The organism is Amaricoccus solimangrovi (genome assembly GCF_006385685.1).
In the GTDB taxonomy this organism is placed as follows: Bacteria; Pseudomonadota; Alphaproteobacteria; order Rhodobacterales; family Rhodobacteraceae; genus Amaricoccus; species Amaricoccus solimangrovi.
The window spans coordinates 233,690-256,600 of the sequence record NZ_VFRP01000002.1; the positions used below are offsets into that span (position 1 = coordinate 233,690).

General features: G+C 72.0%; 19 protein-coding genes. 10 read left to right on the forward strand and 9 right to left on the reverse strand.

The window, feature by feature from the left end; genetic code table 11:
- Positions 1-12: 12 nt before the first annotated feature.
- The 3 genes from FJM51_RS03615 (at position 13) to lysM (ending at position 3,653) form a co-directional block, all read left to right on the forward strand.
- The gene (locus FJM51_RS03615) at positions 13-1,239 is read left to right on the forward strand and encodes an FAD-dependent monooxygenase (RefSeq protein ID WP_140452745.1); all 1,227 of its coding nucleotides are present in this window, start codon (positions 13-15) and stop codon (positions 1,237-1,239) included.
- A gap of 115 nt (positions 1,240-1,354) precedes the next feature.
- Complete coding sequence (locus FJM51_RS03620) at positions 1,355-3,133, forward strand: ABC transporter transmembrane domain-containing protein (RefSeq protein WP_140452746.1); 1,779 nt, start codon at positions 1,355-1,357, stop codon at positions 3,131-3,133.
- 70 nt (positions 3,134-3,203) lie between these two features.
- Entirely contained in the window at positions 3,204-3,653 is a 450-nt protein-coding gene (gene lysM / locus FJM51_RS03625) for a peptidoglycan-binding protein LysM (RefSeq protein WP_140452747.1), read from the forward strand.
- Between the two features lie 198 nt (positions 3,654-3,851).
- Here lysM and FJM51_RS03630 read toward each other — a convergent pair whose 3' ends face one another.
- Positions 3,852-5,153: a PQQ-dependent sugar dehydrogenase gene (locus FJM51_RS03630; protein ID WP_140452748.1), complete on the reverse strand. Its 1,302-nt coding sequence runs from the start codon at positions 5,151-5,153 to the stop codon at positions 3,852-3,854.
- Positions 5,154-5,183: 30 nt separating this feature from the next.
- Positions 5,184-5,681, reverse strand: a complete 498-nt coding sequence (locus FJM51_RS03635; protein WP_210240200.1) for a flavin reductase family protein — start codon at positions 5,679-5,681, stop codon at positions 5,184-5,186.
- 161 nt (positions 5,682-5,842) lie between these two features.
- Between FJM51_RS03635 and FJM51_RS03640 the strand changes: the two genes are divergently transcribed.
- The gene (locus tag FJM51_RS03640) at positions 5,843-7,150 is read left to right on the forward strand and encodes a hemolysin family protein (protein WP_140452749.1); all 1,308 of its coding nucleotides are present in this window, start codon (positions 5,843-5,845) and stop codon (positions 7,148-7,150) included.
- Positions 7,150-7,365: a SlyX family protein gene (locus FJM51_RS03645; protein ID WP_140452750.1), complete on the forward strand. Its 216-nt coding sequence runs from the start codon at positions 7,150-7,152 to the stop codon at positions 7,363-7,365. Before FJM51_RS03640 ends, FJM51_RS03645 begins: the two co-directional genes overlap by 1 nt.
- A 3-nt stretch (positions 7,366-7,368) precedes the next feature.
- Here FJM51_RS03645 and FJM51_RS03650 read toward each other — a convergent pair whose 3' ends face one another.
- Entirely contained in the window at positions 7,369-7,689 is a 321-nt protein-coding gene (locus FJM51_RS03650) for a hypothetical protein (RefSeq protein WP_140452751.1), read from the reverse strand.
- A 214-nt stretch (positions 7,690-7,903) separates the two neighbouring features.
- Here FJM51_RS03650 and FJM51_RS03655 point away from each other — a divergent pair, with 214 nt between their 5' ends.
- The gene (locus FJM51_RS03655; protein ID WP_140452752.1) at positions 7,904-8,083 is read left to right on the forward strand and encodes a hypothetical protein; all 180 of its coding nucleotides are present in this window, start codon (positions 7,904-7,906) and stop codon (positions 8,081-8,083) included.
- 13 nt (positions 8,084-8,096) lie between these two features.
- On the opposite strand, the gene FJM51_RS03660 is transcribed toward FJM51_RS03655, so the two are convergent.
- Together FJM51_RS03660 and FJM51_RS03665 are read right to left on the reverse strand one after the other, a co-directional pair.
- On the reverse strand, positions 8,097-9,062 hold the full coding sequence (locus FJM51_RS03660) for a magnesium transporter CorA family protein (protein ID WP_140452753.1): 966 nt from the start codon (positions 9,060-9,062) through the stop codon (positions 8,097-8,099).
- Positions 9,063-9,132: 70 nt separating this feature from the next.
- On the reverse strand, positions 9,133-11,049 hold the full coding sequence (locus FJM51_RS03665; RefSeq protein ID WP_140452754.1) for an acyl-CoA synthetase: 1,917 nt from the start codon (positions 11,047-11,049) through the stop codon (positions 9,133-9,135).
- Between the two features lie 173 nt (positions 11,050-11,222).
- Here FJM51_RS03665 and FJM51_RS03670 point away from each other — a divergent pair, with 173 nt between their 5' ends.
- Together FJM51_RS03670 and FJM51_RS03675 are read left to right on the forward strand one after the other, a co-directional pair.
- Entirely contained in the window at positions 11,223-11,660 is a 438-nt protein-coding gene (locus tag FJM51_RS03670) for a DUF1489 family protein (RefSeq protein ID WP_140452755.1), read from the forward strand.
- Positions 11,661-11,664: 4 nt separating this feature from the next.
- Positions 11,665-12,126 (forward strand): hypothetical protein, encoded by a 462-nt coding sequence (locus tag FJM51_RS03675; RefSeq protein WP_140452756.1) that lies wholly within the window; start codon positions 11,665-11,667, stop codon positions 12,124-12,126.
- A gap of 16 nt (positions 12,127-12,142) precedes the next feature.
- Here FJM51_RS03675 and clcA read toward each other — a convergent pair whose 3' ends face one another.
- The 4 genes from clcA to hisS are packed head-to-tail and all read right to left on the reverse strand — an operon-like array spanning position 12,143 to position 16,846.
- Positions 12,143-13,483 (reverse strand): H(+)/Cl(-) exchange transporter ClcA, encoded by a 1,341-nt coding sequence (clcA, locus tag FJM51_RS03680; RefSeq protein WP_140452757.1) that lies wholly within the window; start codon positions 13,481-13,483, stop codon positions 12,143-12,145.
- A gap of 2 nt (positions 13,484-13,485) precedes the next feature.
- The gene (gene hisG, locus FJM51_RS03685; RefSeq protein ID WP_140452758.1) at positions 13,486-14,211 is read right to left on the reverse strand and encodes an ATP phosphoribosyltransferase; all 726 of its coding nucleotides are present in this window, start codon (positions 14,209-14,211) and stop codon (positions 13,486-13,488) included.
- A complete protein-coding gene (locus FJM51_RS03690) occupies positions 14,208-15,353 on the reverse strand; it encodes an ATP phosphoribosyltransferase regulatory subunit (RefSeq protein WP_140452759.1) in 1,146 nt (381 codons plus the stop codon). The genes hisG and FJM51_RS03690 overlap by 4 nt, the downstream gene beginning before the upstream one ends.
- Entirely contained in the window at positions 15,353-16,846 is a 1,494-nt protein-coding gene (gene hisS / locus FJM51_RS03695; RefSeq protein ID WP_140452760.1) for a histidine--tRNA ligase, read from the reverse strand. The genes FJM51_RS03690 and hisS overlap by 1 nt, the downstream gene beginning before the upstream one ends.
- A 184-nt stretch (positions 16,847-17,030) precedes the next feature.
- Between hisS and FJM51_RS03700 the strand changes: the two genes are divergently transcribed.
- Together FJM51_RS03700 and FJM51_RS03705 are read left to right on the forward strand one after the other, a co-directional pair.
- Positions 17,031-19,889, forward strand: coding sequence for an adenosylcobalamin-dependent ribonucleoside-diphosphate reductase (locus FJM51_RS03700; protein WP_140452761.1), 2,859 nt, complete (start codon positions 17,031-17,033; stop codon positions 19,887-19,889).
- 76 nt (positions 19,890-19,965) lie between these two features.
- A complete protein-coding gene (locus FJM51_RS03705; RefSeq protein ID WP_140452762.1) occupies positions 19,966-22,908 on the forward strand; it encodes a valine--tRNA ligase in 2,943 nt (980 codons plus the stop codon).
- The last annotated feature ends 3 nt before the right edge of the window (positions 22,909-22,911 follow it).

Here is a 22,911-nt window from a genome sequence, read left to right on the forward strand (position 1 = left end):
TATGGGAAGCGCATGGCGCGGGATTGCGACGTATTGATCGTTGGAGGCGGGCTGAACGGCGCGACGCTCGCGCTCGCGCTCGCTTCCGCCGGCATGTCCTCCACGCTGATCGACGCCGGCGCGCGCGCCGAGCAGGCCGATCCCGAATTCGACGGCCGCGCCTACGCGCTGTCGCTGAGTTCGCGGCGCATGCTCGCCGCGCTCGGGATCTGGGACATGGTCGCGGACCGCGCGCGGGTGATCGCCGAGATCAGGATCAGCGACGGCCGCGCGGGCGAGGGCGCCGCGCCCTGGTACCTGCGCTTCGACGGCGGCGAGATCGACGAGGGCCCGATGGGCCACATGCTCGAGGACCGCTACCTGCGCGCCGCGCTCTTCGCCGCGCTCGACGCCGCGCCGGAGATCACGACGCGCCAGAGCGCGCGCGTCGTCGCGCAGGAGGTCGTCCCGGGCGGGGTGGCGGTGACGCTCGCGGATGGGACGCGGCTGACCGGCGCGCTTCTCGTCGGCGCCGACGGACGCGACAGCGGCGTGGCGCGGCGGGCCGGGATCGGGCGCCGCGGCCATGACTACGCGCAGAGCGCGCTCGTCTGCGCGATCGCGCATGAACGCCCGCATCAGGGCGTCGCGCACCAGTTCTTCATGCCCGAGGGGCCGCTCGCGATCCTGCCGCTGCCGGGCAACCGCTCCTCGATCGTCTGGACCGAGCGGCGGCGCGTGGCCGAGGCGATCCAGCGCCTCGATCCCGAGGGCTATCTGGAGGCGCTCCGGCCCCGGTTCGGCGATTTCCTCGGGCCGATCAGCCTCGCGGGCGCGCGGTTCTCCTATCCGCTCGGGCTCACGCTCGCCGAGGAGATCGTGGGGCCGCGGCTCGCGCTCGTCGGCGACGCGGCGCACGGGATCCATCCGCTGGCGGGGCAGGGGCTGAACCTCGGGCTGCGCGACGTCGCCGCCCTCGCCGAGGTGCTGGCCGAGGCGCGCCGCCGCGGCCTCGATCCGGGCGCGGCGGACGTGCTCGGCGGCTATCGCGACTGGCGCCGGGTCGACACCGCGACGCTCGTCGCGGCGACCGACGGGATCAACCGGCTGTTCTCGAACGACAACCCGCTGCTCCGCCTCGGCCGCGACCTCGGCCTCGGGATCGTCAACCACCTGCCGGGGCTGCGCCGGCGGCTGATCCGCGAGGCGGCGGGCATCACCGGCGACCTGCCCCGGCTCCTGCGCGGCCAGCCGCTCTGAGCCGCCGGGCGGCCTCTCACGCGAAAGTCACCCCCGCCGGGACACCCGACTTCCGCGTCGCTTGTCGGGCCGGGAACGCCTTGCTATTGCGCGGTCAGCGAACGGGGAGTGAGCCATGGCGCGGGCGAAGGACGGGGATCGCAGGGCGAAGGCCCGCAACATCGGGCCGCTCCGGGGGCTGGCGCCCTTTCTCGCGCCCTACCGGCCGCTGGTCTGGGGCGCGCTCGTCGCGCTGACGGTCACGGCGGGGCTGTCGCTCGCGCTCCCGCTCGCGGTGCGGCGGGTGATCGACGGGTTCAGCCAGTCCGCCGGGCTGATGGACGAATATTTCGGAGCCGCCACCGCGATCGCCGCGCTGCTGGCGCTCGGCACCGCGGCGCGGTTCTACCTCGTCACCCGGCTCGGCGAGCGTGTTGTGGCCGACATCCGCCGCGCGCTCTTCGACAAGGTGATCGGCCTCAGCCCCGGCTTCTACGAGAAGATCATGACCGGCGAGGTGCTGTCGCGGCTCACGACCGACACGACCGTGGTGCTCTCGGTCATCGGCTCCTCGGTCTCGATCGCGCTGCGCAACATCCTGACGCTGATCGGCGGGCTCGCGCTGCTCTTCTGGACCAGCCCGAAGCTGACGGGCCTCGTGCTGATCGGGGTGCCGCTCGTCATCGTGCCGATCCTCGCGCTCGGCCGCCGGCTCCGGGTGCTGAGCCGCGAGAGCCAGGACCGGATCGCGACCTCGACCGCGCAGGCCTCCGAGAGCCTGCTCGCCGCCCAGACGGTGCAGGCCTATACCCATGAGCTCGCGAGCCGCGCGCGCTTCGGCGCGCTGACCGAGGCCGCCTTCGACGCGGCGCGGCGGCGGATCCTGACGCGCGCGGTGCTGACGGCGATCGTGATCTTCCTCGTCTTCGCCTCGATCGTCTGCGTGCTCTGGATCGGCGCGCGCGACGTGCGGACGGGGATCATGAGCTCGGGCGAGCTGGTGCAGTTCGTGATCTACGCGGTGATGGTCGCGGGCTCCGCCGCCGCGCTCTCCGAGATCTGGGGCGAATTGCAGCGCGCCGCCGGGGCGACGGAGCGGATGGTCGAACTGCTCGCCGCCGAGGACACGGTCACCGATCCCGCCGAGCCCCGGAGCCTGCCGGCGCGGGCGCGCGGCGAGATCGTCTTCGAGGACGTGACCTTCCGCTATCCCTCGCGCCCCGAGACGGCGGCGCTGAGCGAGCTGTCGCTGCGCGTGGCGCCGGGCGAGACCGTGGCGCTCGTCGGCCCCTCGGGCGCGGGCAAGACCACGATCTTCCAGCTTCTCATGCGCTTCTACGATCCCGACGCCGGCCGGGTCACGCTCGACGGCGTGCCCGTCGACGCGCTCCGCCGCGCCGATCTGCGCGCGCAGATGGCGCTCGTGCCGCAGGAGCCGGTCATCTTTGCCACCAGCGCGCGCGAGAACATCCGCTTCGGCCGGCCCGGCGCCTCGGACGCCGAGGTCGAGGCCGCGGCCCGCGCGGCGGCGGCGCATGACTTCCTGACCCGGCTGCCCCAGGGCTACGACACCTATGTCGGCGAGCGCGGCGTGATGCTCTCGGGCGGGCAGAAGCAGCGGATCGCGATCGCCCGGGCGATCCTGCGCGACGCGCCGGTGCTGCTGCTCGACGAGGCGACGAGCGCGCTCGACGCCGAGAGCGAGCGGCTGGTGCAGACCGCGGTCGACCATCTCGCGGAGGGGCGCACCACGCTCATCATCGCGCACCGGCTCGCCACCGTGAAGCGCGCGGACCGGATCCTCGTCTTCCAGGACGGCCAGATCATCGCCGAGGGCACCCATGGCGCGCTGGTCGCCGAGGGCGGGCTCTATGCCCGGCTCGCCCGGCTGCAATTCACCGACGGCGCGGCCTGAGCCGCGCGGCCCTTGCCCCGATCGTCGCGGCGTGGCTCTATCCTTCCGGCATGGCGCTGAGGAGGACGCGATGGGACTGTGGGATTTCGTGAAGGGCGCGGGCAAGGCGATCGGGATCGGCCCCGCCGAGGCGAAGGAGCCGGAGGAGGCGCCGACGCCGGACGCGCTCCGCAAGGAGATCGAGGATCTCGGGCTCAAGGCCGACGACCTGAAGGTCGAGGTCGAGGGCGACAAGGTCAAGGTCTCGGGCAAGGCGCTGAGCCAGGAGGAGAAGGAGAAGATCATCCTTGCCACCGGCAACGTGAAGGGCGTGGCCAAGGTCGAGGACGACATCTCCGCGCCGGATCCGGGCGAGCCGGTGTTCCACACCGTGGTCAAGGGCGACACGCTCTGGGCGATCTCGGAGAAGACGCTCGGCGAGGGCGCGCGCTACAAGGAGATCTTCGAGGCGAACCGGCCGATGCTGAGCGATCCGGACAAGATCTATCCGGGCCAGGTGCTGCGCATCCCGGCGAAATAGCCGCTACCGCGGCTGGCCCCCTGGCCGGAGTCGCCTTCTCCCCGCCCGATGGCGGGGCCCCTCGTCCCGGCCCTTTGGCCGGGACGGACTGCCCGATGTTTCATGCCCGCATGAGGCACGGGAAGGAAGCGGGCCGCCGGCGGAGCGCCGCGCGCGGGCCGCGCCGGAGGCGGCGCCACCGCCCGGAACGGGCCGGTCTCAGGCGCCGGTCACCCGCCAGATGACGTTGCCGACGTCGTCGGCCAGCAGAAGCCCGCCGCCCGGCGCGAGGGCGACGCCGACGGGCCGGCCATAGGCGCTCTTCTCGTCCTCGGAGAGGAAGCCCGTCAGGATGTCGCGCGCCGGCCCGGCGGGGCGGCCGTTCTCGAAGGGCACGAAGATCATCCGGTAGCCCGAGAGCACCGAGCGGTTCCAGCTGCCGTGCTGGCCGATCACCATGCCCGCGCCGAAGCCCGGCAGCGTGCCCTCCGGCATCCAGCAGAGGCCGAGCGAGGCGGTGTGCCCGCCGAGCGCGTAATCCGGGGTGCGCGCGGTGGCGACCAGCGCCGGGTTCGCCGGCACGCGGTCGTCGACCGTCTGGCCCCAGTAGCAGTGGGGCCAGCCGTAGAAGCCTCCCTCGACCACCTCGGTCAGGTAGTCGGGCGGCGTCTCGTCGCCGAGCCCGTCTCGTTCGTTCACCACGGTCCAGAGCGCGCCGGTTCCCGGCTCCCAGGCGAGGCCGACCGGGTTGCGCAGGCCGGAGGCGAAGATCCGCGACCGGCCGGTGGCGAGGTCGAGCTCGTAGATCGCCGCCCGGCCTTCCTCGGCCTCCATCCCCTTGTCGCCGATGTTGCTGAGCGAGCCGACGCCGCAGTAGATCCGGCGCCGGTCGGGGCTCACGATCAGGCTCCGCGTCCAGTGGCCGCCGGGCTTGAAGGTCGTCATCCGCCGTCCCGGACCGCTCAGCCGCGTCGCGCCGGGCGCGTAGTCGAAGGCCATGATGCCGTCGGTATTGCCGACGTAGAAGGTCCCGTCGACGAGCGCCATGCCGAAGGGCTGGCGCTGGCCGTCGAGGAAGGTCTCGCGGGTCTCGGCGACGCCGTCGCCGTCGCGGTCGCGCAGGAGCGAGATCCGGTTCGCGCTCTCGCCCACGGCGGCGGCGCGTTTCATCGTCGCATACATCGCATAGTCGAAGGCGCCGCGGACCGTGCCCTTCTGCTCCCTGGCCTCGGCGACCAGCACGTCGCCATCCGGCAGCGTCTCGATCCAGCGCGGGTGGCGCAGGTCGCGGGCGAAGGCGTTCACGCGGAGCCCCGGCGCCGCCACCGGCGTCCGGCCGCCGTGCCAGCCCGTGGCCGTCGGCAGCTTCAGCGTCGGGATGCCCTGGGGCCGCGCCTCCGGGATCGCGGGCGCCGCGCCGAAGGCCTGGGGCGGCGTCGCCCCGCCGCCGCGCCGCCGCGCGAGAATCGCCGCGGCGCCGATCATCGCCACGACCTTTGCGAACTGATCCGCCACCGCCATCTTCGTCCCTCCGTTTCGACGCGCGCGAGCCTAGCCGCCCGCGCCGGGCGGCTCCAGCCCCCCGAGCGTGGTGAAGCCGCCCCGGTTGAAGACCAGCGGCGGCAGGTCGGCGGTGACGAGCCTCAGCACCTCGCCCACGACGATCAGATGGTCCCCGCCGTCGTGGCCGGCGGCGTGGCGGCATTCGAACCGCGCCACCGCGCCGTCGAGCAGCGGCGTGCCCCCCATTCCCGTCTCGTGGGGAATGTCGGGGAAGGCCGCGCCCGGGCGGGCGAAGCGCTCGGCGAGGTCGCGCTGGCCGGCGCTCAGCACGTGGATCGCGAAATAGGGCGCCGCCTCGAAGGCCGGAAACCGGCTCGACCGGCGCGCCGGGGACCAGAGCACCAGCGGCGGGTCGAGCGACACGCTCGCGAAACTGTTGACCGTCATGCCGAGCGGTCCGGCCTCGGCGCGGGTGGTGACCACCGTCACGCCGGTCACGAACCGCCCCAGGGCGTCGCGCAGATCGCGTGGCGAGAAAGCCTGCACCGTCGTCTTCTCCTTTCGCGCGATCCCCGCCGGCCATCCGGCGAAGCATCGCGACCTTTTGCAACCATGCCTTTGCGCCGCGCGGGGCAGCACGTATACGAGGACTGGCAGCCCCGGCTCGGGGGCGATCAAGGGAGGCCCGCGCAAGACGCGGGTAGCGAATGCCGGTCTGGGAACTCTTCGTCGTTCTTTTCCTCATCCTGCTCAATGGCTTTTTTGCCATGTCGGAGCTTGCCATCGTCTCCGCCCGGCGCGTCCGGCTGGAACAGATGGCGAAGGGAGGCAACCGGGGGGCCGCCAAGGCGCTGCGCCTCGCCGAGGATCCCACCGGGTTCCTCTCGACGGTGCAGATCGGCATCACCCTCATCGGCATCGTCGCCGGCGCCTATAGCGGCGCGACCTTCGCCGGGCCGCTTTCCGAACTGCTCGACCGGATCCCCGGCCTCGCGCGCTGGTCCGATCCGCTCGCCTTCGTGCTCGTCGTCGTGGTCACCACCTATCTGTCGCTGATCGTGGGCGAACTGGTCCCGAAGCGGCTCGCGCTCCAGCACGCGGAGCGGATCGCCGCCGTCGTCAGCGGGCCGATGACCATGCTGGCCGCCGTCGGCACGCCCATCGTCTGGTTCCTGCGCTTCTCGACCGAGACGGTGCTGCGGCTGCTCCGCGTGAAGGCGAGCGACCAGAGCACCGTGACCGAGGAGGAGGTCAAGGCGATGATCGCCGAGGGGACCGAGAGCGGGGTCTTCGAGGTCAAGGAGCGCGAGCTGATCGAGGGCGTGCTCCGCTTCGCCGACCGGCCGGTACGCGTCATCATGGTGCCGCGGCGCGAACTGAGCTGGCTCAACGCCTCCGACTCGATGGAGGAGACGCTGGAGGCGATCCGCGCGCATGGCCATTCGCGTTACCCGCTGCGCGCCTCGGAAGGGTCGGAGGACGTGATCGGCGTCGTGCACGTGCGCGACGTGCTCGCCCTCTCGGAGACCGGACGGGGCGATCTCTTCTCGATCGCCCGCCAGCCGGTCTATGTCAGCCCCGACATGCCCTCGCTCCAGCTCATCGAGCAGTTCCGCGTCACCCCCGTCCACATGGCGATCGTGGTCGACGAATACGGCGGGCTCGAAGGCGTCGTGACGCCGACCGACATCCTGACCTCGATCGCCGGCGACGTGCCCGACGGCGGGCCCGGCGAGGAGGCGGAGGCGGTGCGGCGCGCCGACGGCTCATGGCTGCTCGACGCCGGCATGCCGGTGGACGAGGTGGCCGAACTGCTGGAGGTCGAGCAGTTCGGCGGGCACGGCTATGCGACGCTGGCCGGATTCGTGCTCGAGAGGATGCGGCGGATCCCCGCGGCCGGCGACGATTTCACCGCCTTCGGCTGGCGGTTCGAGGTCGTGGACATGGACGGGCGGCGCATCGACAAGCTGCTCGTCGAGCGGGCCGAGGCCGCCTCGGACACGAAGGCCGGCTGATGGCGGCGGATCCGGACCGGCTGACCGCGCTCGAGATCGCGCTTACCCATCTCGAGCTTCGCGTCGAGGAGCTTTCCGACGTCGTCCGCGACCAGGGCGAGGTGATCGACCGGCTGCGCGCGGAAGGCCGCGTCCTGGCGCTGAGGCTCGCCCAGGCGGAGGCGGCGCTGCCGGACGAGGCGCCCGATCCGAACCAGCCGCCGCCGCACTGGTGAGCCTCAGCGGCCGAGCCCGATCGCGCCGCTCACGGTGGTGAGCAGGCCGCCGCCGATCAACCCGCCCCCGACCCAGGCGCCGAGCCCGGCGAAATTGACCCGGCTCGTCACGTCGGCGGTGACCGCCGGATCGGGCGCGACCACCGCGACCGCGCCCACGCCGAGCGCCAGCCCGGCGAGCGCGCCGCCCGCGACGCCGCCGATCAGGCTCACGAGCACCTTCGGCGGCGTGCGGATCGCCGCCACGTCCATGAGGTTGCCGGCGATCCCGCCGCCGAGCAGTCCCGCGATCGCCTGCACGGCGACCGGTGTCAGAGCGTCCATCGCGCGCCCTCCCTTCTGACCGGCCCGGAGAGGGCCGGACGCCCATCTCAGCACGAAAGCGGAGCGAAGGCAAAACCCGAGCGGGAAGGGCGCGAAGCCATTAACTTTTCAAGTGAAAATCCGCCGATCCGGCGGCTGGCCGCGAAAAGTCGCTGGCATCGGCCGCGCCTTCGATCTATGGCGGAACAAAGCCCGGAAGGCGCCGAGGGTCTCCATGTATCTGCCCGAGAACGACGATCAGCTGTTCGACATCCTGTCCCAACTCAGGGTCTACGCCGCGGCGAACGGGATGCCCGCGCTGGCCGAGCGGCTCGACGACGCGCTCGTGGTCCTGACGGCGGAACGGCGGCGGCTCGTCCCCGCGCCGGCCCCCGCGAGCCGGGACCGGCCCTGATCGCGCGCGCGCGTCAGAGCCAGCCGCGCTGCTTGAAGATCCAGTAGGACAGCCAGGCCGAGCAGATCATCAGCCCGAGCGCGAAGGGATAGCCGAAGTACCAGCTCAGTTCCGGCATGTCGACGAAGTTCATCCCGTAGATCGAGGCGATGAGCGTCGGCGGCAGGAAGACGACGGCCGCGACCGAGAAGATCTTGATCGTGTCGTTCTGCTCGATCCCGATCATGCCGAGCGTCGCGTCGAGCAGGAAGCTGATCTTCTGGGCGAGGAAATTCGCGTGCTCGGTCAGGTGACGCGCGTCGCGGCCGAGCGACTTGAGGCGCGCGCGGGCCTCCTTCGTCGCCATCCGCGCGCTCGCGGCCGGGCCGAGGAAGACCAGCATCCGCTCGACCGAGACGAGGCTCTGCAGCACGTGCGAGACGACCTCGCCATGGTGGCCGATCTGGCGCAGCACGAGGCGGTAGTCATGCGCCTTCTCGCCCGGGATCACGTGCAGCACCTCGCGCGAGAGCTTCTCGATCTCGCGCCCGACCGATTCGAGGATGTCGGCGAGCCGGTCCACCACAGCGTCGAGCAGCGCGAGCAGCAGCGTGGCCGAGTCCCGGCAGCCGGTGTCGAGGCGCTGCGCGCGCTGCGGGAAGGTCTGGAAGGCGCGCGGCTCGTAGTCGTGCACGGTGACGAGGATCTCGGGCGTCAGGATGAAGGTCACCGGCACGAGCAGCGGCAGGTCGAGCTCGGTCCGGACCGGCAGCGAGACCGTCATGTAGATGGCCTCGCCGTCGGCGTAGAGCCGGCTCGATTCCTCGATCTCCTCCCGGAGTTCGCGCGTCGGAACCTCGATGCCGAATCGGGCGTCGATGTCGCGGCTGTGGTGGGGCAGCGGATTGAGCAGGTCGAGCCAGATCGGCCGCGACTCCGGCGCCATCGGCTCCTTCAGCCGGTTCAGGCGGCCCTCGTTCAGAACATATCCGTTGATCATGCCGGCTCCTCGTCGCTCGCCGGGCGCAAGCTAGGGCAGGATGGCACGGCGGGAAAGCACCCTGCCGCGGTTAATCCGCCGCCTCGCCGCCGCCGGCCTCGCGCCAGCGCCAAGGCGCCACGAAACCGCCGAGCGCGCGCGAGACGCGGTCGAGATCCTCGTCCGGTCCCGCCCGTCCGGGGACGAGTTCCGCGACGAGGCCGAGCCGGCGATCCTCCACCACCTCGATCACGCGCGCGCCCGATCCCGCCTCCGCGAGCGCGGCGTCGAAGACGCGGCCGATCGCGCGGCGCCTGAGGTCCGGCTTGAAGATCTTGCCGACCGGGGTCTTCGGCAGTTCGTCGAGGATCTCGACATGCCGGGGCACCGCCGCCTTCTCGGCGATCCCGGCGCGGGCGAAGGCGAGCAGCTCCGCCGCCTCGGCCGCGGCGCCCGCGACCAGTTCGACATAGGCCGCCGGCACCTCGCCCGCGTGGGCGTCGGGCTGGCCGATGGCACCGACGAAGGCGACCGCGGGATGGCGGGCCAGCGCCTCCTCGATCACCGCCGGGTCGATGTTGTGGCCGCCCCGGATGATCAGGTCCTTGGCCCGGCCGGTGATCCAGACATAGCCCTCCGCGTCGATCCGGCCGAGATCGCCGGTGCGCAGGTATCCGTCGGGCGTCAGCATCCGCGCGTTCGCCGCCGGGTCGTAATAGGTTTCCGGGGAGACGCCCGGGTTCCGCACGCAGATCTCCCCCGCCTGTCCGGGCCCGAGCTCCACCGCGCCTTGCTCGGGGTCGCGGATGCTGACCTCGGTATAGGCGAAGGGAAGGCCGACGCTGCCGATTCGCCGCTCGCCGGCGGGCGGATTGGCCGAAACGAGGCAGGTCGCCTCGGTCAGCCCGTAGCCCTCGATGATCCTGGTGCCGGTCGCGGTCTCGAAACGCTGGAAGAGTTCGCGCGGCATCGCGGCGGAGCCGCAGAGCGCGAGGCGGAGGCGCGACAGGTCGGCGTCGACCGGAACCTGGGCGAGCCGGGCGGCGGCGGTCGGCACGGTGACGAGGAAGCTCGCCCGCCAGTGCTCCGCGAGCTTCCAGAAATTCTCGAACACCCCCTCGCCGCGGTAGCCCTGCGGCGTCGCCATCACCATCTCGGCGCCCGACATCAGGCAGGACATGAAGACCGGATAGACGGCGAAGACGTGGAACATCGGCAGCGGGCAGAACAGCACGTCCTCGGGGCCGATCAGATAGTAGGCGCCGCACCAGCCGTTGTAGAGCATGCCGCGCGCGCGGTGACGGGTGAGCTTCGGCAGGCCCGTGGTGCCGCCGGTATGGAAGGCGGCGCGCGGGCGATCCGTTTCGGCATCCTCGAAATCGAGCCCCTCCGCGCGCTCCCGCGCGAGCGCCCGCCGCCAGCCGAGCACGCGGACCCGCGCGGGCCAGGCGACCTTCGGCCGGCCCAGCGCGGCGGCGAAGCCGAGCAGCCGCGGCAGGTAGGGCCGCAGGTCGACCGTCATCACCGTCTCGACCGAGGGGGCGGAGGCGAGCGCCGCGGCCACGGTCTGGGCCACGTCCGAGCGCGGGAAGGGGGCGAGCGTCACCACGACCTTCGCGCCGAGTTCGCGCAGCAGCGCGGCCATGTGCTCGGGCGAAAGCAGCGGGTTGATCGGCGCGACCAGCCCCGCCGTCGCGCCGGCGAGGAAGGCGACCGGCGCCTCGATCCCGTTCGGCAGCACGCAGGCGACGGCGTCCCCGGGCCTGATCCCGAGCCGGCGCAGCGCGTTGGCCGCGCGCGTCACCTCGGCGCGAAGCGCCTCCCAGTCGAGACGCACCGCCTTGTCGCCGGGCCGGGCGCGCAGCTGGAAGGACAGCGCCGGCCGGGCGGGATGGGCGGCGGCGGTCCTGACAAGCTGCTCGTAGGGCGCGCGGGCCTCCCAGCGGCGCTCGACCGGCATCTCGGCCTCGACGGCCCGCTTGTCCGCGAGCGTCGCCACATTCGGCATTCGGCGTTCCTCCCGCCGGGGTGGGATGGTCCGGCGCCCCGATCCTGCCGCGCCGGACCGGCGCCGGCAAGTCCCGGCCGCCGGCGCGCCCCGCGATCACGCCGGCTCGACTGGACGCTCCCCGCCGGAGCGCATAGTGTCCCCCCGTTCCCGTCGCGCACCACGGAATTCGGATGTCGGCCTCGCTTCATCTCGTGAAACTCTGCGTCGGCGCCGCCGAGGTGTCGGATCTCGTCTCCTGGCAGGCCGCCCGGATGGAGGAGGCGCGCGCCGCCGGCCGGACGCCGCTGCCGAGCCATGTGACGCGGATGTGGCCGAGGCGCGCGGAGGAACTGCTCGACGGCGGCTCGCTCTACTGGGTGTTCAAGGGGCTGATCCTCGCCCGCCAGCGGATCCTGTCGCTCGACCCCCGGACCGGCGCGGACGGGATCGAGCGTTGCGCGATCACGCTCGATCCGGTCGTCACGCGCACCGCCCCCCGGCCGCGCCGCCCGTTCCAGGGCTGGCGCTACCTGCCGGCGGCCGAGGCGCCGCCCGATGTCGCGGCGGCCGCGGAGCCCGAGCTTCCCGCGCCGCTCGCGCTGGAACTCGACCAGATCGGAGTCGTCTGAACCCATGTCCATCCGCCACCCGCTGATCGCCGCCGCCGTGCTCGCGGTCTCGATCGCGACCTCCGCCGCAAGCGCCGGGAGCAAGAGCCGCTACGACTGGGACGCGCTCGGCGCCGAATTCTGCGCCCGCTCGCTCGCCGGCGATCTCGACGGGCTCCGCGACATCCTGACGCCCTCGCTCGTCGAGAAGATCCGCGCGGCCTCGGGCAATCCCCGGATGCCCGCGCCGAACGTCCTGTTCCAGAGCTACCTGAACCCGGTCCCGGTCTGCGAGGCGCGGACCCGCAACGCCGCGATCGTGCAGATCACCCGCTCGATGCCGGGCGGCAAGGCGCCGGCCTGGACCGAATATCTGGAGGTGGTGCCGCTCGCCGACGGCACGACGCGGATCGACAACGTGCTCTTCGCGACCCGGCGCAGCGACACGCTGCGCACCCGGCTCGACGCCTGGGCGGCGGGGCGCTGAGCGCGCCGCCGCCGGCTCAGCCGCGCGAGAGCCGCTCCGCCTCGCGCCGCAGCGTCGCCGCGCGCAGGCTGTCATAGATCGGCGGATCCTTCAGGAGCGTCGGCACCAGCATCGCCGCGAAACAGGCGCCGAGCATCGGCACCAGCAGATCGACGCTCGCCGTCATCTCGGTCACGAGCACGATTCCCGTGACCGGCGCCCGCGCGACGCCGACGAAGAAGGCGGCCATGCCGACGACCGCGAAGGCCGCCGGCTGGATGTCGACGAAGGGCAGCAGGCGATGCAGCACCAGCCCGACGCCGAGCCCGAGCAGCGCGCCGAGCACCAGCATCGGCGCGAAGAGCCCGCCCGGCGTGCCGGCGGCGTAGCTCGCGCTGCCGAGCACCATGCGCAGGACGAGGATCAGCGGGATCATCATCAGCGCCTGCTGCCCGAGCAGCGCCGCCTGGGTGATCCCGTCGCCGCCGCCGATCATGTCGGGCAGGTACCAGGCGAGCAGCCCGACCACCGCGCCCACCGTTCCGGCCCGGATCTCGACCGGCACGAAGGAGAGCCGCCCGGCGAGCGCGAGCCCGCCGAGGATCATCCGGTTGTGCGCGATCGCCGCGAAGCCCGCGACGATGCCGAGCACGCCGTAGAGCAGATGCGTGAGCGGGTCGCCGTAATCGAGAACGTCGACGTGGAAGTCCGGCGCGTCGCCGAGCAGGACGCGGGCCACCGAGATCGCGCTCGCGGTCGCGGCGAGGATCACGATCGCGATCCGGGGCTCGAAGCGGCGCACCAGCTCCTCGAGCACGAAGACGGCGCCCGCGATCGGCGCGTTGAAGGCGGTGGCGAGGCCCGAGCCCGCGCCGGCGGCCATCAGCACCCGGCAATCGGCCCAGTCGCGGCGGAACAGCCGGCCGACGGTATGGGCGATGCTCGCCCCCATCTGCACGCTCGGCCCCTCGCGGCCGAGCGCGAGGCCGGAGCCGATCGCGAGCACGCCGCCGATGAACTTCACGACCAGCAGATTGCCATGCGCCGGCGGCAGTTCGCCCTCGATCACCGCCTCGACATGCGGGATGCCGCTGCCCGAGGCATGGGGCGAGAAGCGGCGCACCATCCAGGCGGCGGCGCCGACCAGCACCGCCATCACCAGCATCACGAGCGGCAGCCCGGCGGGGCCGAGCGTGCGCGCCGCGCCCACCGCCACCACGCGCAGATGCACCGCCGCCTCGAGCGCCAGCCGGAACAGCGCGCAGACGAGGCCGGAGGCCACGCCGATCAGCGGCGCGAGGCAGGCGAGAAACAGCAGATGCCCCTCGCGCGGCGGCGCGAGATCGTGATGCGGGACGATGCTCTCGGGTTCCGCCATGCTCACGCGCTCCCGCCCGCCACCGGGGCCGGGGCGCGGGCGAGCCGCGCCGCGAGTTCGGCCCGCGTCCCCCGCGCCTCCTCGTCCCAGGGGGCGTTGCGCGCCGCGAAGAGCGTCGCCTGGCTGCGCAGGATCAGCCCGTCGGGCAGGACGCGCAGGTGATTGTCGCGCAGCGTCGAGCCGGTGGAGGTGATGTCGACCACCGCCTCCGCGGTCCCGTTCTTCACCGTCCCCTCCGTCGCGCCCTGGCTGTCGACGAGCCGGTAGTCCGCGACGCCGTGGCGGCGGAAGAAGGCGCGCGCCAGCGCGTGATACTTGGTGGCGACGCGGAGCCTCTGGCCGTGCCGGGCGCGGAACTCGGCGGCGACCGAATCGAGATCGGCCATGTCCTCGACGTCGATCCAGAAGGCCGGCACCGCGACGACGAGATCGGCGAATCCGAAGCCCATCTCCGCGATCTCCTCCACCTGGCTCTCCCAGGCGGGGATCTGCTCGCGCACCACGTCCTGGCCGGTCACGCCGAGGTGGAGCCGGCCGGCCGCGAGTTCGCGCGGGATCTCGCCCGCCGAGAGCAGCACGAGCTCGATCCCGTCGATCCCCTCGACCCGGCCCGCGTATTCGCGCCCCTGCGAGGAGCGCGACAGGCGGATGCCGCGCGCGGCGAACCAGTCGATCGTGGCGTCCTGGAGCCGCCCCTTGGAGGGAACCCCGAGTTTCAGCGCCGTCATTCCATGCCCTCCGTCAGCGCGACCAGCGCCTCGGGCCGGATGATCGCGCCGACCGCGGGAATGCCGCGGCCCCGGCCGAGCACCCGGGTCAGCGCGTCGTAGCGCCCGCCGTTCGCGATCGCCGGCAGGTCCGGCCGCCCCGGCGCCACCGCGCCGAAGACGAAGCCGTCGTAATATTCGAGCGCGGTCCGGCCGAAGCTCGCCTGGAAGGGCAGGGCGGCCGCGTCGAGCCCCGCCGCCTCGAGCGCGTCGAGCCGCGCGGCGAAGCGGTCGACCGCCGCGCGCAGCCCCGGCATTCCGGCGGAGAGGTCGCGGTAGCGGTCGAGCGCGGCGCCGCTCGGCGCCTCGACGCCCAGCACCGCCTCGAGCAGGTCGACCTCGCCCGCGCTCAGCGCCGGCGTCGCCGCCTCGATCGCGAGCCGCCCGGCGCGCCAGTCGATGTCCTCGAGCGTGCGGAGCCCGATCGCCGGGCCGGCGGCGGCGGCCATGGCCGGCAGGCGCCCCTCGTCGCGCGCGAGGATCATCGCCGCGCGCCGCTCGACCAGCCCCGCGTGCTCGACGCCGTAGCGGCGGAGCAGCGCGTGGAACTTCGCCGGGCGCCAGACATGGCGGCGCAGCGCGGCCTTGCGCGCCGGGTTCGTCGCCAGCGCGTCGATCGCGGCGAGCACGAGCCCCATGTCGCCGGTGACGAAATCGACCGGCGCGCCGTCGAGCGCGCGGGCGATCAGCGCCATCACCTCGGCGTCGCTGCGCGCCGGATCGCCCGATTCGAACACTTCGAACCCGGCCTGGAGATATTCCCGCGCCCGTTTCGACCCCGCCTCCTGCTTGCGCCAGACCGGGCCGCAATAGGCGTAGCGCGCGGGTTCGGCGCCGGAATCCATGTGCAGCCGCACGATCGGCACCGTGAAGTCCGGGCGGAGCATCATCTCGCCCCGGTCGTCGGAAGCCATGAAGGCGCGCGCCCGGATCTCCTCGCCATAGAGGTCGAGCAGCACCTCCGCGGGTTGCAGCGCCTCCGGCTCGACCAGCACCGCGCCGCCCGAGCGGAAGATGTCGAGCAGGCGCGCCACCTCGGCCCGCAGCCGCTCCAGCCCCGCGCCGACGCGCGCGCCCTTGAGATAGGCCCGATCCGAGACCATCAGCCTTGCCCCGCCAGCATCGCGCGGACCTCGGCCACCAGATCGCCGCGCGCGATCTCGCGCTGCGCCGGCTGGGCCTTCCAGTCCTCGTGGCTCTCCATCGCCGCGGCGAGCCGCGCGCCGAGTGCGAGATCCTTGATCTGGACCACGCCGCGCGCCCGCTCGTCGCCGCCCTCGACCACCGCGACGGCGCTGCCGCGCTGGTCGGCGTATTTCATCTGCCGCGCCATGTTGCCCGAGCCGAGGAAGACCTCGGCCCGGATGCCGGCGGCGCGCAGTTCCGCGGCCATCGCCTGGTATCCGGCCATCCGGTCGCGATCCATCACGGTGACGACCACCGGCCCCGGCTCCGCCACCGCGGCGCGGCCCTTCGCGGTGAGCGCGGCGAGCAGCCGGTCGACGCCGACCGAAACGCCGCAGGCGGGCACCGCCTCGCCGGTGAAGCGCTTGACGAGATCGTCGTAGCGTCCGCCGCCCGCGACCGAGCCGAACTGGCGTTTCCGCCCCTCGTCGTCGAGGATCTCGAAGGTGAGCTCCGCCTCGTAGACCGGGCCGGTATAGTACCCGAGGCCCCGCACGACGGAGGGGTCGATCACCACCCGCTCGGAGCCGAGGCCGCGCGCGTCGAGGAATTCCGCGATCCGCTCCAGCTCCGCGACGCCCTCGGTTCCCGCCGCCGAGGCGCCGACGAGTTCGCGCAGCCGCGCGCAGGTCGCCGCGCCGTCGCCGCGGCGCGCGTCCATGAAGCCCATGATCACCGCGGCCTGCTCGCCCGAAAGCCCCGCGCCCCTGGTGAAGTCGCCGCTCTCGTCCCTGCGGCCGGCGCCGAGCAGCGCGGCGACGCCCTCGGTCCCGAGCCGGTCGAGCTTGTCGATCGCGCGCATCACGATGCCGCGGGCATGCGCGTCCTTCTCCGGATCGGCCGGGTCGAGCACGCCGGCCGCCTCCATGACGCCGTTCAGCACCTTGCGGTTGTTGACGCGGATCAGATAGTCGCCCCGCGCGATGCCGGCGGCCTCCATCGCCTCGGCGAGCATGCCGCAGATCTCGGCGTCCGCGGCCACGTTGCCGGAGCCGACCGTGTCGGCGTCGCACTGGTAGAACTGCCGGAACCGGCCCGGCCCCGGCTTCTCGTTGCGCCAGACCGGCCCGACGGCGTAGCGGCGGTAGGGAAGCGGCAGGTCGCGGCGGAACTGCGCGTAGACGCGGGCGAGCGGCGCGGTCAGGTCGTATCGGAGCGCGAGCCAGTCCTCGTCCTCGTCCTTCCAGGCGAAGACGCCCTCGTTCGGCCGGTCCACGTCGGGCAGGAACTTGCCCAGCGCCTCGACCGTCTCGACCGCGCTCGTCTCCAGCGGGTCGAACCCGTAGGCGTGGTAGACCTCGGTCACACGGGCGAGCATCGCGTTTCGCGCGCGCACTTCCGCGCCGAAATAGTCGCGAAAGCCCCGCGGCGTCTCGGCGCGCGGGCGGCGAGGCTTCTTCTCCTTGGCCATCGTGGGCGTGTCCTGTCAGGCTTGTCCGGGTCGGGTGTTCGCGCGCTCTCCTAAACTCCCATCTCCCCGGGGGCAAGGACGGGCCGGGTTCTTCCGGCCGATCGGGTCGGCTCCGGGCGGGGCGCGATTGACCGGGGGCGGGGCGGCGCCTAACAATTGTCTTCCCCTCGCATCGGAGCCGCCCATGAACAAGCCCGCCTCCGCGGCCTTCGTCGCCCACCTCGACCTGCTCTGGCAGGAGGTGAGCCTCGACGTGCTGCGCGAGAAATACGCGAAGGGCGCGGAGCGCGAGCTCGACGGGCCGGAGATGGCGCGCGCGGTCAGGCTGCGCGTCGCGCGCGCGCTGGCGGCGGTCGAGGAGGAGCCCGCGCGTTGGGAGCCGGTGTTCCTCGAGGCGCTGGAACGCGGCTTCATCCCCGGCGGCCGGATCAACTCGGCGGCGGGCGCGGAGATCCGCGAGGTGACGCTCATCAACTGCTTCGTCCAGCCGGTCGGCGACTCGATCTCCGAGACGGTGGACGGCAAGCCCGGCATCTACATCGCGCTTCGCGAGGCTGCCGAGACGATGCGCCGGGGTGGCGGCGTCGGCTACGACTTCTCCGCGATCCGGCCGAAGGGCGCGCGCGTGCGCGGCACCGACAGTTCCGCCTCCGGGCCGATCAGCTACATGCACGTCTTCGACCAGTCCTGCGCGACGGTCGAGAGCGCGGGCGCGCGGCGCGGCGCGCAGATGGGCGTGCTGCGCTGCGACCACCCCGACATCCTCGACTTCATCTCCGCGAAGCGCGAAGCGGGCCGGCTCAACAATTTCAACATCTCGGTCGGCGTCACCGACGCATTCATGGCGGCCGTCGCCGAGGACGCGCTCTTCGAACTCGTCCACAAGGCCGAACCCTCGCCCGCGCGGATCGCGGGCGGCGCGCACCAACGCGAGGACGGCCTCTGGGTCTATGCGACGGTGAAGGCGCGCGAGGTCTGGCGCGTCGTGATGCGCAACACCTACGAGGCGGCCGAGCCCGGCGTGCTCTTCCTCGACCGGATCAACGCCGAGAACAACCTCCACTACGCCGAGCGGATCGAGGCGACCAACCCCTGCGGCGAGATCCCGATCCCCGATCACGGCTGCTGCTGCCTCGGCTCGATCAACCTCACCCGCTTCATCCTCGACCCGTTCACCCCCGAGGCGCGGTTCGACGCCGAGGGTTTCGCCGCGACCGTGGGCGTCGCGATCCGGATGCTCGACAACGTGCTGACCGCGACCGTCTGGCCGCTGCCGCAGCAGGCGGCGGAGGCGGCGAACAAGCGGCGCGTCGGCCTCGGCTTCACCGGGCTCGGCGACGCGCTGATCCAGATGGGCCTGCGCTACGATACCGAAGCCGCGCGGGCGGCGGCGGCGGACTGGACGCGGGCGATGCGCGACGCCGCCTACCATGCCAGCGTCGCGCTCGCGCGCGAGAAGGGCGCCTTCCCGCTCTTCGACGCATCGAAGCTGCTGGCCTCCGGCATGGCGCGGCGCCTGCCGGGCGAGATCCGCGACGAGATCGCCGCGCACGGCCTGCGCAACAGCCACCTGCTCTCGATCGCGCCCACCGGCACGATCAGCCTCGCCTTCGCCGACAACGCCTCGAACGGGATCGAGCCCGCCTATTCCTGGTTCTACACCCGCAAGAAGCGCGAGGCGGATGGCTCGATGCGCGAATACCGCGTCGAGGATCACGCCTGGCGGCTCTGGCGCGCGCGCCGCGGCAATGACGCGGCGTTGCCGGAGGCCTTCGTGAACGCGCTCGAGATCAGCGCGCGCGACCACATGGCGATGCAGGCGGCGATCCAGCCCTTCATCTGCGCCGCGATCTCCAAGACCGTGAACGTACCCGAGGACTACCCGTTCGAGGAATTCGAGACCCTCTATCTCGAAGCCTGGCGCGCCGGGCTGAAGGGGATCACCACCTATCGCCCGAACAGCGTGCTGGGCTCGGTGCTCTCGGTCGAAAAGGAGGCGCCGCGAGATCTCGACGAGAGCGATCCGGAGCGGCGCATCCGCATCACCGACGCGCCCAATGTCGCGCTCCAGGCGCTGCGCTGGCCGCACCGGCCGAAGCTCTCCGCCGGTTCCCCCTCCTGGACCTACATGATCGAGGCCCCCTCGAACCGCTTCGCGGTCTTTGTCGGCCATGTCGAGAACGGCGCGCCGCAGCCCTTCGAGGTCTGGGTCAACGGCGAGCAGACGCCGCGCGGCCTCGGCGCGCTCGCGAAGAACCTCTCGATGGACATGCGCGCGCAGGACCGCGCCTGGCTCGCCGCCAAGCTCGACAGCCTCGCCAAGACCCCCGGCGCGCCCTATTCGGTGCCGATGCCGCCCGATGGCCGCGTGCTGCCCGTCGCGGGCAATGTCAGCGCCTTCGCCCAGGTGGTGCGCTGGCGCTGCGAGGCGCTCGGCCTCTTCGACGGACCCGAGGGCGAGACGCCGCTCGTCGACGCGATGTTCTCGCGCAAGGAGCCGAAATCGGGTGTCGACGGCACGCTCTCCTGGACCGTCGACATCCTCAATCCCGCGACCGGCGACGATTTCGCGATGTTCGTCAAGGAATGCGTGCTGCCGGACGGGTCGAAGCGGCCCTATTCGGTCTGGCTCTCGGGCGCCTATCCGCTGGAATTCAACGGGTTGACGCGCTCGCTCAGCCTCGACATGCGGGTGATCGATCCGGCCTGGATCGGCAAGAAGCTCCGCGGCCTCAAGGACCTGCCCGAGGCGAAGGGCGATTTCTTCGCCCGCGTGCCGGGCAGCGAGAAACAGGCGGTGCAGCCCTCGACCATCGCCTATGTCGCGCGTCTGCTGATCCACCGGTTCGGGATGCTCGGCATACTCGATCCCGACGGCTATCCGCTCGCGGGCGGCGCCCGGCTCTGGACCGACGCGCCCGCGCCCGGCGCCGCGGTCGAGACGCCGGGCAAGGTCTGTCCCGAATGCGGCCACGCCGCCGTGGTCCGACGCGACGGCTGCGACTTCTGCACCGCCTGCGGCTATACCGGCGCCTGCGGCTGAGGCCGGGGCGACGGGGCTTTTCCTCGCCCCGTCGCGGCGCTAAGAAACGGGCCTCTTGAGGGACCCGGGGCGAGCCATGGAAAAGACATTCGACGCGAAAACCGCCGAGGCCGAGATCGCCGACCTCTGGGACGCGGCGGGCGCCTTCGCGGCCGGCGCCAATGCGAAACCCGGTGGAGAACCCTTCACCATCCTGCTGCCGCCGCCCAACGTCACCGGCAGCCTGCACATGGGCCATGCGTTCAACCACACGCTGATGGACATCCTCGCCCGCTGGCACCGGATGAAGGGCGACGACGTGCTCTGGCAGCCGGGCCTCGATCACGCGGGCATCGCGACGCAGATGGTGGTCGAACGCCAGCTCGCCGCCGCCAAGGCGCCCTCGCGCCGCGAGATGGGCCGCGCGGCCTTCACCGCGAAGGTCTGGGAATGGAAGGGCAAGTCGGGCGGCACGATCCTCGACCAGTGCCGGCGGCTCGGCGATTCCTTCGATCTCACGCGCAACGCCTTCACCATGTCCGGCGCCCCGGGCGCGCCCGCGGGCGAGGACGGCAACTTCCACGACGCGGTTCTGAAAGCCTTCGTCGCGCTTTACGACAAGGGGCTCATCTACCGCGGCAAGCGGCTGGTGAACTGGGATCCGCATTTCGAGACCGCGATCTCCGATCTCGAGGTCGAGCAGGTCGAGGAGAAGGGCAGCCTCTGGCGCCTGCGCTATCCGCTCGAGAACGGCGCGACCTACGAGCATCCGGTCGAGTTCGACGCGGAGGGCAAGCCCACCGCGTATGAGACGCGCGACTATCTCGTCGTCGCGACCACGCGGCCCGAGACCATGCTGGGCGACACCGGCGTCGCGGTCAATCCGAAGGATCCGCGCTACACGCATCTCGTCGGCAACACCGTCCGCCTGCCGCTGGTCGGCCGCTCGGTCCCGATCGTCGCCGACGACTACGCCGATCCCGAGAAGGGCACCGGCGCGGTGAAGATCACCCCGGCGCATGACTTCAACGACTGGGAGGTCGGCAGGCGCGCCGGGCTCCGCGTCATCAACGTGATGGGCACCAGGGGCCAGATCGCGCTCCGGGAAAACGAGGATTTCTGGGACGGGATCGAGATCACCGAGGAACTCGCCGGGCTCGACGGGATCGACCGCTACGAGGTCCGCGACGCGATCGTGACCATGGCCCGCGACGAGGGCTGGCTCGACGGGATCGATTCCGAGACGCATATGGTCCCGCACGGTGACCGCTCCAAGGTCGCGATCGAGCCCTTCCTGACCGACCAGTGGTTCGTGAAGACCGAAGGCCTGGCCGAGAAGGCGATGGAGGCGGTCCGCTCGGGACGCACGCGCATCCTGCCCGAGCGCGACGAGAAGACCTATTTCCACTGGATGGAGAACATCGAGCCCTGGTGCATCTCGCGCCAGCTCTGGTGGGGCCATCAGATCCCGGTCTGGTACGGCGACTACGTCGATGCCGAGGGCCGTTTCCCGCACCGCGCGGGCGGCGTTCCGGCGGCGGACGAGCCGGCCGTCTTCCACGACCAGGGCCGTTTCGTCCGCGCCTTCTGCGCCGCCGGCCCCGACGCGGCGCGCGAGGACGCCGAGAACTGGTACCGCGCCCGTATCGGCCACCGCGTGATCGTCCGCTTCGAGGGCGAGGATCCCGAGGAAGCCGAGGCGCTGCCGGAGGAGCCCGAGACCACCTTCATCACGCTCCGCCGCGACCCGGACGTGCTCGACACCTGGTTCTCGTCCGGCATCTGGCCGATCGGCACGCTCGGCTGGCCGGAACGGACGCCGGAACTGGCGAAGTACTTCCCGACATCCGTCCTCGTCACCGGCTTCGACATCATCTTCTTCTGGGTCGCCCGGATGATGATGATGCAGCTCGAACTCGTCGACGAGGTGCCCTTCAGGGATGTCTACGTCCATGCCCTCGTCCGCGACGAGAAGGGCAAGAAGATGTCGAAATCGCTCGGCAACGTGCTCGACCCGATCGAGCTCATCGACGAATTCGGCGCCGACGCGGTGCGTTTCACGCTGACCGCGATGGCGGCGATGGGGCGCGACCTGAAGCTCTCGAAGGACCGGATCGCGGGCTATCGCAACTTCGGCACCAAGCTCTGGAACGCCGCGCGCTTCGCGGAGATGAACGAGTGCCGCCCGGTTCCGGGCTTCGATCCGAAATCCGTCACGCTCACCGCGAACAAGTGGATCGTCGGGGAGACCGGCCGGGTGCGCGAGGAACTCGACGCCGCGCTCGCCGCCTATCGCTTCAACGACGCGGCCAACGCGCTCTACGCCTTCGTCTGGGGCAAGGTCTGCGACTGGTACGTCGAGCTTGCGAAGCCGCTCTTCCAGGACGAGGCGGCGGTGGCGGAGACGCGCGCGACCATGGCCTGGGTCATCGACCAGTGCCTGATCCTGATGCATCCGATCATGCCCTTCATCACCGAAAGCCTCTGGGGCCAGATCGCGGAGCGGCCGAAACTGCTCGTCCACGGCGACTGGCCGGAGTATGGCGCCGACCTGATCGACGCCGCGGCCGACGCGGAGATGGGCTGGATCACCGGGCTGATCGACGAGATCCGCTCGGTCCGCGCGCAGATGCATGTGCCGGCGGGGGCGAGGATCACGCTGATCGAGCTCTCGCTCAGCCAAGGCCAGGCCGAGGCGCTGGAGCGCAACCGCCCGCTGGTGGCGCGGCTCGCCCGGATCGAGCGGTTCGAGACCGCGGCCGAGGCGCCGAAGGGCGCGGTGACGATCGCGCGCGACGGCGGCAGCTTCTGCCTGCCGCTCGCCGATGTGATCGACATCGCCGCCGAGCGGGAGCGCCTGGCGAAGGCGATGGCGAAGCTCGACAAGGAAGCGGACGGGCTGCGGAAAAAGCTCGCGAACGAGAAGTTCATCGCCAATGCCAAGGAGGAGGTGGTGGACGAGGCCCGCGCCAATCTCGAGGCGAAGGAGGAGGAACTCGCGATCCTGCGCGACGCCCAGGCCCGCCTCGCCGCGCTCTGAGCC